General features: G+C 67.6%; 13 protein-coding genes. 6 read left to right on the forward strand and 7 right to left on the reverse strand.

All coding sequences use genetic code 11. From position 1 onward, the window contains the following. Positions 1-6: 6 nt before the first annotated feature. Both edd and zwf read right to left on the reverse strand, forming a co-directional pair. Positions 7-1,860, reverse strand: a complete 1,854-nt coding sequence (gene edd, locus H0B43_RS11390) for a phosphogluconate dehydratase (protein WP_185727790.1) — start codon at positions 1,858-1,860, stop codon at positions 7-9. After that, on the reverse strand, positions 1,857-3,335 hold the full coding sequence (zwf, locus tag H0B43_RS11395) for a glucose-6-phosphate dehydrogenase (RefSeq protein ID WP_185727789.1): 1,479 nt from the start codon (positions 3,333-3,335) through the stop codon (positions 1,857-1,859). The genes edd and zwf overlap by 4 nt, the downstream gene beginning before the upstream one ends. A gap of 151 nt (positions 3,336-3,486) precedes the next feature. On the opposite strand from zwf, the gene H0B43_RS11400 reads away from it, so the two are divergent. After that, complete coding sequence (locus H0B43_RS11400; protein WP_185727788.1) at positions 3,487-4,674, forward strand: ROK family protein; 1,188 nt, start codon at positions 3,487-3,489, stop codon at positions 4,672-4,674. Positions 4,675-4,682: 8 nt separating this feature from the next. Here H0B43_RS11400 and catC read toward each other — a convergent pair whose 3' ends face one another. Genes catC through catA form a run of 3 tightly spaced genes read right to left on the reverse strand, consistent with a single transcriptional unit; the run spans position 4,683 to position 6,974 of the window. Then, entirely contained in the window at positions 4,683-4,964 is a 282-nt protein-coding gene (gene catC / locus H0B43_RS11405) for a muconolactone Delta-isomerase (RefSeq protein ID WP_185727787.1), read from the reverse strand. A 16-nt stretch (positions 4,965-4,980) separates the two neighbouring features. Beyond that, a complete protein-coding gene (locus H0B43_RS11410; protein WP_185727786.1) occupies positions 4,981-6,102 on the reverse strand; it encodes a muconate/chloromuconate family cycloisomerase in 1,122 nt (373 codons plus the stop codon). Positions 6,103-6,131: 29 nt separating this feature from the next. Further along, positions 6,132-6,974, reverse strand: coding sequence for a catechol 1,2-dioxygenase (catA, locus tag H0B43_RS11415; RefSeq protein ID WP_185727785.1), 843 nt, complete (start codon positions 6,972-6,974; stop codon positions 6,132-6,134). Between the two features lie 206 nt (positions 6,975-7,180). Between catA and H0B43_RS11420 the strand changes: the two genes are divergently transcribed. Continuing rightward, positions 7,181-7,951, forward strand: a complete 771-nt coding sequence (locus tag H0B43_RS11420) for an IclR family transcriptional regulator C-terminal domain-containing protein (protein ID WP_185727784.1) — start codon at positions 7,181-7,183, stop codon at positions 7,949-7,951. Positions 7,952-7,965: 14 nt separating this feature from the next. On the opposite strand, the gene H0B43_RS11425 is transcribed toward H0B43_RS11420, so the two are convergent. Further along, positions 7,966-8,505, reverse strand: a complete 540-nt coding sequence (locus tag H0B43_RS11425; protein ID WP_185727783.1) for an intradiol ring-cleavage dioxygenase — start codon at positions 8,503-8,505, stop codon at positions 7,966-7,968. A gap of 232 nt (positions 8,506-8,737) precedes the next feature. Here H0B43_RS11425 and H0B43_RS11430 point away from each other — a divergent pair, with 232 nt between their 5' ends. Both H0B43_RS11430 and H0B43_RS11435 read left to right on the forward strand, forming a co-directional pair. Then, a complete protein-coding gene (locus H0B43_RS11430) occupies positions 8,738-9,685 on the forward strand; it encodes an acyl-CoA thioesterase (RefSeq protein WP_185727782.1) in 948 nt (315 codons plus the stop codon). A 51-nt stretch (positions 9,686-9,736) separates the two neighbouring features. Then, complete coding sequence (locus H0B43_RS11435) at positions 9,737-11,227, forward strand: multicopper oxidase family protein (protein ID WP_185727781.1); 1,491 nt, start codon at positions 9,737-9,739, stop codon at positions 11,225-11,227. Positions 11,228-11,233: 6 nt separating this feature from the next. Here the strand turns inward: H0B43_RS11435 and H0B43_RS11440 are convergent, their stop codons facing one another. Next, the gene (locus H0B43_RS11440) at positions 11,234-12,172 is read right to left on the reverse strand and encodes an AraC family transcriptional regulator (RefSeq protein WP_185727780.1); all 939 of its coding nucleotides are present in this window, start codon (positions 12,170-12,172) and stop codon (positions 11,234-11,236) included. Positions 12,173-12,336: 164 nt separating this feature from the next. Between H0B43_RS11440 and H0B43_RS11445 the strand changes: the two genes are divergently transcribed. Continuing rightward, on the forward strand, positions 12,337-12,897 hold the full coding sequence (locus H0B43_RS11445) for a flavin reductase family protein (RefSeq protein WP_185727779.1): 561 nt from the start codon (positions 12,337-12,339) through the stop codon (positions 12,895-12,897). Between the two features lie 26 nt (positions 12,898-12,923). Beyond that, positions 12,924-14,540, forward strand: coding sequence for a 4-hydroxyphenylacetate 3-hydroxylase family protein (locus H0B43_RS11450; protein WP_185727778.1), 1,617 nt, complete (start codon positions 12,924-12,926; stop codon positions 14,538-14,540). The last annotated feature ends 12 nt before the right edge of the window (positions 14,541-14,552 follow it).

Raw genomic sequence — 14,552 nt, forward strand, 5'->3', positions numbered from 1 at the left:
TACTCCTTAGACGGGTTGGGGGTGGAAGATGCTGGCGCCCTGGGTCGCCGGTCCGACGGCGGCACGCAGGCCCGCGAACAGTTCGCGGCCCGTGCCGACCCATTCGTCGGCGCCGAGCGCGCGGCCGGTCGCCGGCCGGGCAGCGAACTCGGCGTCGTCGACGTGGACATTCACCGTCCCGGCGACGGCGTCGACGGTCACGACGTCGCCGTCGACAACCCGTGCCAGGGGTCCGCCTACGGCGGCTTCCGGGGTGAGGTGGATCGCGGCGGGAACCTTGCCCGATGCGCCCGACATGCGGCCGTCGGTCACGAGCGCGACGCGGCGGCCCTTGTCCTGCAGGGACCCGAGAACCGGTGTGAGCTTGTGCAGTTCGGGCATGCCGTTGGCGCGGGGACCCTGGTAGCGCAGCACCGCCACGAAGTCGCGGTCGAGTTCGCCCGCCTCGAACGCGGCGAGGAAGTCGAGTTGGTCGTCGAACACCCGCGCCGGGCCGGTGACGACCTGATGCTCCGACTTGACCGCGGACACCTTGATGACGCATTCACCGAGGTTGCCCTTCAGCATCTTCAGGCCACCGTTCACCGCGAACGGTTCCTCGGGGCCGCGAAGGACGCTGGTGTCGTGGCTGACCGGAGTACCGGGCTGCCATTCGACGCCGTCACCCGACAGCTTCGGCTCCTCGGCGTACCTGCGCAGGCCCGGACCGACGACGGTCTTGACGTCCTCGTGCAGCAGTCCCGCGTCGAGCATCGACGACACGACGTAGCCGAGGCCGCCGGCCGCGTGGAAGTGGTTCACATCCGCCGACCCGTTGGGGTAGATCCGGGCGAGCAGCGGGACGACGGCCGAGAGTTCGGCGAGATCGTCCCACGTGAGCGTGATTCCGGCGGCGCGGGCGATCGCCACGAGGTGCATGGTGTGGTTGGTCGAGCCGCCCGTGGCGAGCAGCGCAACGCAGCCGTTGACGACGGCCTTCTCGTCCACGACCTCGCCGACAGGTGTGTAGTCGTCGCCGAGCGCGGTGAGACCGGTGACGCGCTTTCCCGCCTCCGTCGTGAGCGCGTCACGAAGCGGGGTGCCCGGGTTCACGAAGCTCGATCCGGGCAGGTGCAGGCCCATGACCTCCATGAGGAGCTGATTGGAGTTGGCGGTGCCGAAGAACGTGCACGTGCCGGCGCCGTGGTAGCTCGCCGCCTCGGCGTCGAGCAGTTCGCCGCGGTCGGCCCGGCCCTCCGCGTACAGCTGGCGCACCCGGGACTTCTCGTTGTTGGGCAGTCCCGACGTCATCGGTCCGGCGGGAACGAAGATGGTCGGCAGGTGGCCGAAACCCAGTGCGCCGATGAGCATTCCCGGCACGATCTTGTCGCAGACGCCGAGCATGAGGGCGGCGTCGAACATGTCGTGGGACAGTCCGATCGCCGTCGCCATCGCGATGACGTCGCGGCTGAACAGCGACAGCTGCATGCCGTCCCGGCCCTGGGTGATGCCGTCGCACATCGCGGGGACACCACCGGCGAACTGGGCGATGCCACCGGCCTCCATGACCGCGGCCTTCAGCTGCCGCGGGAAGTGCTCGAACGGCTGGTGCGCCGACAGCATGTCGTTGTACGACGAGACGATCGCGACGTTGGGCTTGACGAAGCTGCGCAGCGCCTTCTTGTCGGCGGGGCCGGACGCGGCGAAACCGTGTGCGAGGTTCGCACAGGCCAGCTTGCCGCGCGCCGGACCGCGGTCGGCGGCCTGCCGGATGCGGTCGAGGTAGATCGTGCGCTCGGGCCTGCTGCGCTCGACGATGCGTTCGGTGACGGCGGCGAGAACGGGGTGAACGCCGGCCGGGGTCGTGGATGCGTCGGTCATGCGGTGACTCCTTCGTGCCAGGCGCGGCCGTCGCGCTCGATCAGGGTGGTTGCGTCGGTGGGCCCGTTGGTGCCCGCCGGGTAGCGGCGCGGTCCGCGCTCGGACTTGTCCCATCCGACGAGGATCTGCTCGACCCACTCCCACGCGGCCTCGACCTCGTCGCGGCGCATGAACAGGGTCGGGTTGCCGCGGACCACGTCCATCAGCAGCCGCTCGTACGCGTCGGGCGAGGGGCGCTTGAACGTCTCGATGTAGTTGAGGTCCAACGACACCGGCTTGAGGCGGATACCGCCGGGGCCGGGCTCCTTCGCCGTCATGTGCAGCCGCATGCCTTCGTGGGGCTGCAACTGGATGACCAGGCGGTTGGGTTCGCTGTGGCCCTCGCTGCCGGGGAACATGGGGTGCGGGACGGGCTTGAACTGCACCACGATCTCCGAGCACCTGCGGTCCATGCGCTTGCCGGTGCGCAGGTAGAACGGCACCCCGGCCCACCGCCAGTTCTGGATCTCGGCCTTGACGGCGATGAACGTCTCGGTGGTGCTGTCCGGGTTCTCGACGTCGTCCTGGTATCCGGGCACGGCGATCCCGTCGGCCAGTCCGGGGCCGTACTGCCCTGCGACGGTGCAGCGTTCGACGTCCTGCGGGCTCATCGGCTTGAGTGCCTGGAGCACCTTGAGCTTCTCGTCACGCACGGTCTCGCGGTCGACGTACGTGGGCGGCTCCATCGCGACGAGGCAGAGCAGCTGCAGGAGGTGGTTCTGCAACATGTCCCGCAGCGCACCCGCCGACTCGTAGTAGCCACCGCGACTGCCCACTCCGAGCGACTCGGCGACGTTGATCTGCACGTGGTCGATCGACGAGGAGTTCCACAGCGGCTCGAGGAAGGTGTTGGCGAATCGCGTGACCAGAAGGTTCTGGACGCTCTCCTTGCCGAGATAGTGGTCGATGCGGAAGATCTGCGATTCCTCGAACACGGCGCCGACCGCGTCGTTGACGGCGCGGGCCGAAGCGAGGTCGTGCCCGATCGGCTTCTCCAGCACCACGCGGGACTGCGCGTCGGCGAGACCGTTCAGGGCGAGGTTCTCGCAGATCGGCCCGAACAGGCCGGGAGCGCACGCGAGGTAGAACACCCGGATCGCGCCGTCGCGGTCGGCGAGACAGTCGTTCAGGTCCGACCAGTTCGCGGGATCCGCGACGTCGACGGTGACGTATTCGAGGCGATTGAGAAATCGCTCACAGGTGTCCGAATCCAGCTGATCGCCGGAGACGAACCGCGCAAGTTCTCCTCGCACCTTGTCGCGGTAGCCGTCGGTGTCGAGACCGGCACGCGAGGCACCGATCACGCGGGTTTCGGCGGGCAGCTGGCCGTCCCTGTCGCGCAGGTAGAGCGCGGGAAGCAGCTTACGAACCGCCAGGTCGCCGGTGCCGCCGAACACGACGAAATCGCACGGATCCACGGTGGTCGCTGGTGACATGTCATCTCCCTCTGAAAGCCGTATGTGTGGGCCGTCACAGACGACGATAGGCGACCTTTGGCTTTCTATCAATACAGACTTAAGTATTTTTGAGAACAAAGATCACGGGCTTACGTTGTCAGACGCGTGTCCGGTTGGTTGAATGGCCTGTATGCGGACGCCTCGCTCGACGACCTCCCCGGCGACGGGTGGCGACGTATTCGCGCTCATTCGCGCAGGGCAAGCCACGACGCGCACCGAGATCGGCAACCTCACCGGGCTGTCGCGCACGGCCGTCGCGGCCCGGGTGTCGTCGCTGCAATCCTCGGGACTCGTCGTCGAACGAGAGGAAGGCGTCTCGACCGGCGGCCGCCCACCCGTAAAGCTCTCGTTTCACGTCCAGGCAGGTGTCGTGCTGTCCGCCGCCATCGGCCGGAGTCGCACCCAGCTGGCCATCTGCGACCTCGCCGGCGACGTGATCGTCGCCGAGGACGTGGAGCAGGAAATCGGCACCAGCCCGGCCGAGCTGATGCCCGTCATCGCGACGCGCCTCATCGCACTCCGCGAGAGCCTCGGCGAGACCGCCGGACGGACGGTCGGGATCGGGATCAGCCTCCCCGGCACCGTCGACACCGAACGCGGGTGCAGCCTGAACTCCCCCATGATGTCGGGATGGGACGGCGTCCCCCTCCAACCGTTCCTTGCCGACGTCACCGACGCCCCCGTCTTCGTCGACAACGACGCCAACGTGATGGTCCTGGCGGAGCGGCGCGGGGAACGCCGCGACTTCGCCGACATGCTGCTCATCAAGGCGTCCACCGGGCTCGGCGCCGGACTCGTTTCCGGCGGCGTACTCCAGCGCGGCGCCCTCGGCGCGGCCGGCGAAATCGGGCACACGAAAACCGCAGCGGCACAAGGAGTCGTGTGCCGCTGCGGTGATGTGGGATGTATCGAGGCCGTGGCCGGCGGGTGGGCGCTCGTCCGCAACCTACAGGAGCAGGGGCGCGAGGTCACCCACATCCGCGACGTGATCACACTCGCCCTGGCCGGGGACGCCGAGGCCCGCCGGATGATCCGGGAGAGCGGCCGGCAGATCGGCGAGGTCCTGTCCGGCGCGATCAACCTCCTCAACCCGGAGGTCGTGATCGTCGGCGGCGACATGGCGCAGGCGTACGACACGTTCGTCGCCGGGCTTCGCGAAACCCTGTACGGAAACGCGATCGCCGTGGCCACCCAACAGCTTCAGATCCTCCCCTGGACGCACGGGGAACTGTCGGGAGTCGTCGGCAGCGCCACCATGGCACTCGACCACGTCCTCAGCGTGCGCGCCGTCGACCGGTTGCTGGCGCAACAGAAATAGGCGCGGGCCTACTTGACGTCGGAACCGTGCTTGGTGAGCGGCATGATCTCGAGCTTCATGTACGGGAACAGCGGAAGATTCCACAGGATCTCGTGCAGTTCGTCGGCCGACTCGACGTCGAAGATGCTGATGTTGCTGTACTGCCCGACGATCCGCCAGATCTCGGGCCACTTGCCGGAGCGCTGGAGTTCCTGCGAGTACGCCTTCTCCTTGGCGATGGTCTCGTCCCGAACCTTCGGGTCGAGGTCACGGGGAATGGCGACGTCCATGCGGACGTGAAAGAGTGCCATCGGGTTGTGTTCTCCTTTAGTTCCTGGTCCAGGTCTTGACCGCGTCCATGTTGAGTTCGACGCCGAGTCCGGGGCCTTCGGGCAGAAACACCTGGCCGTCGGCGTAGTGGATCGGTTCCTGCAGCAGTTCCTCGCTGAACAGTAGCGGTCCGAACAGTTCGGTGCCGAAATCGATACCGGGTTCCGAGCAGGCGAAGTGGATGGACGCCGCGGTGCCGATCGGGCCCTCGATGGACGTCGCACCGTGACAGGCGATTCCGGCGGCCTTGGCGATCGCGACCACATCCCGGCTCTTGGCCAGTCCGCCGCATTTCGTGGTCTTGAGCGCGATGACGTCGGCCGCTCCGCGCCGGGCGACCTCGAGGGCGTCGTGCGGAGTCTGCACGCTCTCGTCCGCCATCACCGGGACGGGGACCAGGCGATTGAGTTCGGCGAGGACCTCGAGTTGTTCACCGGGTGTGGGCTGTTCGATCAGTTCGACGCCACCGTCGACGAGGCGGGGCACGTACTTCAGTGCGGTGAGCCTGTCCCAGCGGGCGTTGACGTCGATCCGGACACCGGCCTTGCCCTGCAGGGCCTGCGCGATCCGGACCACCCGCGCGGTGTCGACGGCGGGATCGAGTGCGCCCATCTTCAGCTTGAAACTGAAGTGCCGCTTGGACTCGACCAGACCCAGGGCCTCCTCGATGATCTCCTCGGCGGGTGCGGCGCCGAGGGCCCAGGTGACGTCGACGCTCTTCCGGAAGGCGCCGCCGAGCAGCGTGTGCACGGGCACTCCCAGGCTGCGCGCCCAGGCGTCGTGCAACGCGACGTCGACGGCGGCCTTCGCGAAACGCGCGTTCGCGACCACCCGTTCGATGTCCGACATGATGCCGGTGATCTCGTCGACGCCCCGGCCCAGCAGCACCGGGACGATGTACTTCTCGACGATCGCCTGCATCGTCTCCACCGATTCGCCGCCCCACCAGGGGCCGCCGGGGACGACGCCCTCGCCGTAGCCGGTCACGCCGCCCTCGGTCTTCACGGCGACCAGGAGTAGCGGCTGCGCGGTCATCGATGTGGTGGCGAACTTGTGAGGACGCACCAGCGGCACATCGAGGATCGTCGTTTCGACGGAGACGATCGACAGGTCGGTCATCGGATCACTTTCTCTACGGGTGGAACGGTTCACGCGGGGTCGAGCACGAAGTTATAGGTGACGTGGTTCTTGCCGTCGTCACCGGTCTTCGGGTCGAGGATCAGTTCCGGCTTGGTGGCCGATGCGACGTCGCTGTCGATCCACTCGCCTCCCTTGAAGTACAGCTGCGTGGTGACCGACTCCTTGCCGGGCGCCGACACGATGAGGTGCAGGTGCGCGGGCCGCCACGGGTGGCCGTCCTGCGCCTCGATGAACTGGCCGGTGGGGCCGTCGGTCGGGATCTTGTAAGGCGCCGGCTGGATCGTGGTGATCTCGTAGCGACCCTCTTCGTCGGCGATGATCGTGCCGCGCAGGTTCCACTCGGGCAGGTGCGGGGCGAACTGCGAGTAGTAGCCGTCGTTGTCGGCGTGCCACAGTTCGACCTTCGCGCCCGCGAGGCCGTTGCCGTCGAGGTCCGTGACCTGGCCGGCGAAGACGAGGGGGGTGATCTTCTCGTCCTCGGGGCGCATCGGCAGCGTGCACTTCGACGGCAGTTCGGGCGAGTTCTCGATGTAGTACGGGCCCTCGATGCTGCCCTTGGTGCCCTTGCGGCTGCGGGCGAGCACCTCTTCGACGGAGTGCTCGATGAACACGTCGAGGAACAGCGGCCATTCGCCACCCTCGCCGACGTCGATGAGCCACTGCTTGAACACGCGGTACTCGGGGTAGGTGACGCCGTGCTTGAGAATCACGTCGTTGAGCGCGCCGAGGGCGTCCTTGGCGATCGCGGCGAGCCGCTCGGGCGAGGTGTCGGCACTGACGCGTTCGGCCTTGAACTTGTCAGTGGCGGCGGTGCCGGAACCTGCTGCGGTGGGGCTCTCGGTGGTGGTCATCTTTTCTCCTTGGGCTGGAGGGATTCGGACGGGGCTGTTATCGAGTTCTGGGCGACGCGGTGGGTGTTCACGCGCCGGGGGTCTTGCACCTTGTACGCTCTGCGTACTACGATCACGCTGTGCGTACACGACTACTGTGCGCGCAGTCACATTGAAATGTCAACCCCGAATCCGGATCGGAACGAGAATCCCTGGTGGAGGCCGCCATGCCCGAGAACGATCGCGACTACATCCAGAGCATCGAGCGCGGCTTCGCCGTACTTCTCGCATTCGATGCCCAGCGACCGAACCCCACGCTCGCCGAACTCGCCACGGAGGCGGGACTGTCGCGGCCCGCGGTCCGCCGGATCCTGCTCACCCTGCAGAAGCTGGGGTACGTCGCCGGCTCCGGAGGACGGTGGTCGCTCACCCCGCGGGTGCTCAGCATCGGTCAGCACTACTCCGAGTCGCACGCGCTGATCGAGGCCGCGATGCCCCGGCTGCTCGAGGTGGCGGAGAAGACGCAGGAGTCCGCGTCCCTCGGCGTGCTCGACGGCGCCGACGTCGTCTACGCCGCCCGTGTCCCCGTCCGGCGGATCATGAGCATCAACGTCTCCGTCGGCACCCGCGTCCCCGCATACGCCACCTCGATGGGCCGCGCACTCCTCGCCTGGGCTCCCGCCGACGTCGTCGAGCGAGTGGTCGCGGAGTCGACGTTCCAGAAACTGGGACCCGAGACCATCGGGTCCCCAGCCGAACTCGAACGCGAACTCGGCAACGTCCGGGAACAGGGCTACGCGCTGACGTCGGAGGAGCTCGAGAAGGGATTGATCTCGCTGGCCGCACCGGTCCGCGACGCGACAGGCACCGTCGTGGGCGTCATCGCCTGTTCCACGTCGTCCGCGCGCAACACTCCCGAGCAGTTCCGGGAACAGGCCGTTCCGTGCGTCCTCGCCGCCGCGGCCGCCCTCGGCGCCGACATGGGCTACGCCGGCTGAGGACCGCACGTCGATCAGATCGGGTCGAGCACGAAGTCGCAGGAGACCCGTCCGTCGGCACCGACGTCGACGAACGATTCGGCGGCGGACTCGTCCACTTCTCGCGTTGCGTCCGGCGTCGGCACGAGGCGAGTCTCGAGCGGCCGGAAACCGCGCGCATGGACGACCACGTTGAGGTGGCCGACGTCGGCATCGCCTCGGGCGCTGGAGAATTCACACGGCGCGGGTTGCACGGTCGTGATGTCGAAGCGACCCCCGACACACGTGACGACGATGCCGCGCAGGTTGTTGCGCAGGATCTCGACGGAATACCCGGAATAGCATCCGTCGGCGTCCGCGTGCCAGATCTCGATCTCGGCGCCCGACAGCGGCTCGCCGGTGCGCGACCGGACCACACCCGCCACGCGCAGGGGCGCCCCCGGTTCGCCGGGGAGTGCCGCGAGGTTCGCCGTCCACGGCAGCACCCGTTGCGCGGGGAGGTAGAACTCCCGGTCCACGTAGTCGAGGGAGGCCCGGTTTGCCGGGGATGCGGTTGTCGTCGACGTTGAGGTCATCACCTGATCCGATCACTCTCGTACGCTGTGCGTACGTAGAGAACGCTGTGCGGTCCGACCGAGTGTGCGCCCCATCACAAGCGTTCGTCAACCTACGTCCCGTTCACATCGCGGACGAGTCGGTCCGGTGCATCTGTGGGACAATTTCCCCGCCACCGGCGGACAACGACGTTTCGCCGTCCCCGGTTCGCGCCTTCGCGCCGGCCACGTCGAACACCCGAGGATCACATCGATGACCACTCCTCCCCGCAGCATCACCCTCCGCTTCCTCGCCGCGCCCACCGAGGTCGCGACGCTCGGCGGGGCCGTCCAGGGCGGCCGGATCCTCGAATGGATCGACAAGGCCGCGTATGCCTGCGCAGTGGGCTGGAGCGGCGCGTACTGCGTCACGGCGTACGTCGGCAACATCAAGTTCACCAGGTCGATCGAGTCCGGACACCTCGTCGAGGTCGAAGCGCGACTCGTCCACACCGGCCGGTCGAGCATGCACATCCAGTGCACCGTGTCGTCCGCCGACCCGCGCACCGGAGAGTTCACGGAAGCCAGTAACTGCCTGGTCATCTTCGTCGCCGTCGACGACGCCGGGAAGCCGACCGGCATCCCGCCATGGAAGCCCGTCACCGCCGCCGACCGCGCCGAGTCCGACGAGGCCGTCATGCGGATCGGTCTGCGCGCGGACATCGAAGAGGCGATGAGCAGGCAGAGCTACACGAATGCCGGCACCGCACCAGAGTCGCTCATGCGCTTCCTCGCCGCACCCACCGACGTCAACTGGGGTGGCAAGACGCACGGTGGAACGGTGATGCGCTGGATCGACGAGGCCGCTTACCTCTGCGGGACGTCGTGGACCGGCACCCCGTGCGTCTCGGTGTACGCCGGTGGCGTCCGCTTCTACCGTCCCATCCAGATCGGCCACGTCGTCGAGGTCGACGCGCGACTGCTCCACACCGGCGCGCAGACCATGCACATCTCCGTGCATGTGCGGTCCGGCGATCCCCGCACCGGGGAAATGAACCTCACCACCCACTGCCTCACCGTCGTCGCCGCCGTCGACGACAACGGCACCGCGACCCGGGCGCGGCAATGGATTCCGCAGTCCGACGAGGATCGCAAGCTCGACGCCCACGCCCGCGAACTGATCGCCCTGCGCGACCGTGCCCGAATCGGCGCTCTGGCGTAACCCGCCCGAGTAGCGTCACGGGAAACGATCTACCCGCGGAAGGAGCGGGGGATGCCTGGGAACCGTCCACTCGACGTGCAGTTGTCGCGGAGGCAGATGCTGCAACTCGGCACCGGGATGGCCGTGCTCGGGTTGGCCGGGGCCTGTTCCTCTCCCGACGCCACCGAGGGCGCGATCGGACCGGATTCTCCGCAGGTGCGTGCGTACGCCGAGGCCGAGGCGCGGCGGTTCCCCGGCGGCACACCGGTCGCCTACGCCCTGACCGCGGCGCAGACCGACGTCGACATCGCCGGTACGCGCACCGCTGCCTGGCTGTACAACACCCAACTGCCCGGCCCGATCCTGCGGGCGACCGTCGGCGACCGCGTCCAGGTGCGGTTTCGCAACCAGCTCCCCGACCCCACCACGGTGCATTGGCACGGGCTGGCCATCCGCAACGACATGGACGGGGTCCCGGACGTCACGCAGGCCCCGATCCCGGCGGGGGACGAGTTCGTCTACGACTTCATCCCGCCCGACCCGGGCACCTACTGGTACCACACGCACGGCGACCTCCAGCGCGGCCGCGGCCTCTACGGTGCGCTGATCGTCGACGACCCCCGTGCGGCGGCCGCTTACGACACCGAGTTCGTCGTCGCACTCTCCGACTGGTTGACCGACCGCACGCCGACGCAGGTCTTCGACCAGCTGCGCGGCGGCGGAATGGCCTCCATGCCCGGCCCCGACATGACATCGGCCGCGCTCGGCGGCGACGCCGGGGACGTGCGGTATCCGGTGTATCTCGTGAACGGCAGGCCTCCCGCCGACCCGGCGGTCTTCACCGCGCGACCGGGGCAACGCGCCCGTATCCGGCTGATCAACGCCGGCGACGACACTGCGTTCCGGGTCGCGCTGGGTGGCCACCGGCTGACCGTCACGGACACGGACGGTTTCCCCGTCGAACCGGTCGACACCGATTCGGTGCTGATCGGCATGGGTGAGCGGTACGACGCCGTCGTCACCCTGCAGGACGGGGTGTTCCCTCTGGTCGCGGTCGCCGAGGGGAAGGGTGCGCAGGGATTCGCAGTGGTCCGGACCGGGGGTGGCGCGGCCCCCGACCTCGCGGTGACGCCCGGTGAGCTCACCGCTCCCCCGCTCACCGTGGCCGACCTGCGCGCCACCGACGCCGCCCGCCTTCCCGTCGTCGACCCTTCAGTCACGTTGGAGGCGTCGCTCGGCGGAGACATGAAGCGCTACACGTGGACGGTGAACGGCCAGGCCTATCCCGACCACGCACCGCTCGCCGTCCACTCCGATCAGCGGGTACGGCTGGTCTACACGAACACGACCACGATGTGGCACCCCATGCACCTGCACGGGCACACCTTCGCCGTGGCCAGATCCGACGGCTCCGGCCCCCGCAAGGACACCGTGATCGTGCTCCCCGGCCAGACCGTCGCCGTCGACATCGACACGACCAATCCCGGTCAGTGGATCACGCACTGCCACAACGACTATCATCTCGCCGCGGGCATGGCGACCATCTTCTCCTACCTCAGCTGACGGCGCTCAGCCGCGGAGTGCCTCCGACGGCGCCACGCCGTACTTCCGCCGGTACGCCGCCGCGAACCGGCCGGTGTGCGTGAAACCCCAGCGCATCGCGACCTCGGCGACCGTCGGCGAACCGTCCGCGCGCAGCAGGTCGTCGTGGACGCGTTCGAGGCGCACGTCGAGCAGATAGTCGCGGGGGCTCACGCCGACGTACTCCTGGAAGCCCTCCTGCAGGCGGCGGACTCCGACGCCCGCGATCTCGGCCATCTCGGCCGCCGTCCAGGCCCGCGCGGGGTCGGCGTGGATCTCGTCGATGACGCGCTTGACGATGCGTGGACGGGTCCCGCCACCCACGGTCTCGTCGTCCGGGATCGCCGCCAGGACGAGGGCCGTGGTGACCGCCCCCGACAGTTGCTCGGCGACAAGCGGGTTCGCGTAGATGCCGTCCGATCGCAGCATCTGGTCGAGTAGCGACCGCACCAGGGCCAGCCAGCTCGCACCGTTCGCGCTGGTCAGATCCAGTTGCGCGGGCAGCCGCAGCCCCGGCCGCGCCAGGACCCGCGCCATCTCGCGGTGCAGGTAGTCGCGGTCGACGCGCACACCGATGATCGAGCAGTCCCTGCTCCAGTCGGTGATCAACGTGGTGGTATCGGGCGGGCAGATGGTGCCCGACCCGGGCACCGACGACACCTCGGTCCGGCCCGTCACCGATTCCAGGTGTCCCGACAGCGGGACGTTGATCGCGTACGCGCCGGGGTGGTCCGACTGGATCGACACGTCCGCACCCCACCCGATATGGGTGATCTTCACCGGACCCAGTTCCACCGCCTCCGCGACGGTATTCCGCGCGTTCGACCTGCTCAGCGGCGTCAGCCGGTGCGGGAAGTACACGTCGGACACCACATGCGACGCCTCGTCCCAATCTTCGGGGCGCACGAACCTGGGCGTGGACTGCATGGCACCAGTGTGACCACGGACACCTTCGATTGCAATTTGCTCCGTGACCCGAGTCACTGCGCAAAGCGGATCACCTCCGCGCTCAGCGGATCGACGCACTGTTCGCGCGGTCGTACGTTCGTCCGTACCGCAACAGCGCCCGGACACGAAAGGAGGCTCCGAACATGGAGCAGCGCGAACTCCGGAACATCTTCGGTCAGTTTGCCAGCGGAGTCACTGTCATCACGTGCAGCAACTCCGAGGGTCTGCCGCACGGAGCGACGGTCACCGCCTTCACCGCCGTGTCGATCGAACCGCGGCTGTGCCAGGTCACCCTGACCCGAAAATCGAAGGCCTGCAGCTATCTGAGCAACGCACCGTTTGCCGTCAACATCCTCGCCGCCGACCAGGTGGACACCGCCCTGCATTTCGCGGGACGACCGCAGAACCCGGAGCCAGTCTGGGCCGACGGTCCGACCGCTCCGATTATCTCCGGGGCCGCAGCCACCTTGTCCTGCCGGCCGTGGGCCGAATACGACGGCGGCGACCACATCATCTTCCTCGGCGAGATCGTGGCAGCCGAATCCAGCGGCAAGGATCCGCTGTTGTTCTACCGGAGCACGTTCCACGACCTCGGCTCACCGTCGGCGTCCGCCGCATGGAACGGATCGATGGACGATCCGAACAACGGATGGTTCGACGCCGCCACCTCCTTCACCCCATTCCACCTCCAGCCCGCCCACTGACCGCCGAATCCGAAAGGACTTCCCTCATGACCACCACCGAAAGCGCACCCGAGACCACGCTCGACCCGACGAAGGTCAACCCCGCGGAGAACGCCGAGGCCAACCGCACCGCCAACTTCGCCACCCGCCCGATGACCGGCGACGAGTACATCGAGTCGCTGCGAGACGACCGCGAGATCTGGCTCCACGGCGAACGCGTCGAGGACGTCACCACGCATCCGGCGTTCCGTAACCCGATCCGGATGACCGCCCGCCTCTACGACTCGATGCACACCGGTGAGCACGTCGACAAGGTCACCACGTCCACCGACACCGGCAACGGCGGCGTGACCATGCCGTTCTTCAAGGCACCGAAATCCTCGGACGACCTGCTCAAGGAACGCGACGCGATCGCCACCTGGGCGCGCATGACCTACGGCTGGATGGGCCGCTCCCCCGACTACAAGGCCTCGTTCCTCGGCACCCTGCACGCCAACAAGGAGCTCTACTCGCCGTTCCAGGCCAACGCCGAGCGCTGGTACAAGGAATCGCAGGAGAAGGTCCTCTACTGGAACCACGCGATCATCAACCCGCCCGTCGACCGCCAGCTGCCCCCGGACGAGGTCGGCGACGTGTTCATGAAGGTGGAGAAGGAAACCGACGCCGGTCTCATCGTGTCGGGCGCCAAGGTCGTCGCGACCGGTTCCGCGATCACCAACTACAACTTCATCGCCCACTACGGTCTGCCGATCAAGAAGAAGGAATTCGCCCTCATCTGCACCGTCCCGATGGACGCACCGGGCGTGAAATTGATCTGCCGGTCCTCGTTCACGCAGAACGCGGCCGTCATGGGCACCCCGTTCGACTACCCGCTGTCGAGCCGCATGGACGAGAACGACACCATCTTCATCTTCGACAAGGTGCTGGTGCCGTGGGAGAACGTCTTCATGTACGGCGACGTGGACAAGATCAACGGCTTCTTCCCGCAGTCCGGCTTCCTGCCCCGCTTCACCTTCCAGGGCTGCACGCGTCTCGCCGTGAAGCTCGACTTCATCGCCGGCATGCTGATGAAGGCCCTCGACGCCACCGGCGCAGGCGGTTTCCGCGGCGTCCAGACGCGCGTCGGTGAGGTCATCGGCTGGCGAAACCTGTTCTGGTCGTTGACGGAATCCATGGCACGCAACCCCGAGCCGTGGATCGGCGACACCGTCATCCCCAAGCTCGAATACGGTCTCACGTACCGGATGTTCATGATCCAGGGTTACCCGCGGATCAAGGAGATCATCGAGCAGGACGTCGCGTCCGGCCTGATCTACCTGCCGTCCAGCGCACGCGACTTCAAGAGCCCCGACGTGCGCCCGTACCTCGACAAGTACGTGCGCGGCTCCGACGGCATGACCGCCGTCGAGCGCGTGAAGATCATGAAGGCGCTGTGGGATTCGATCGGCAGCGAGTTCGGCGGCCGGCACGAACTGTACGAGCGCAACTACTCGGGCAACCACGAGAACGTCAAGGCCGAACTGCTGTTCGCCGCCGAGAACCGTGGTGACGTCGCCTCCATGAAGGGCTTCGCCGAACAGTGCCTGTCCGAGTACGACCTCGACGGCTGGACGGTGCCCGACCTCATCGGCAACGACGACGTCTCGTACTTCGGCAACAAGTAACCGAACACCCGC

It is taken from the genome of Rhodococcus sp. 4CII (genome assembly GCF_014256275.1).
Lineage (GTDB): Bacteria > Actinomycetota > Actinomycetes > Mycobacteriales > Mycobacteriaceae > Rhodococcus_F > Rhodococcus_F wratislaviensis_A.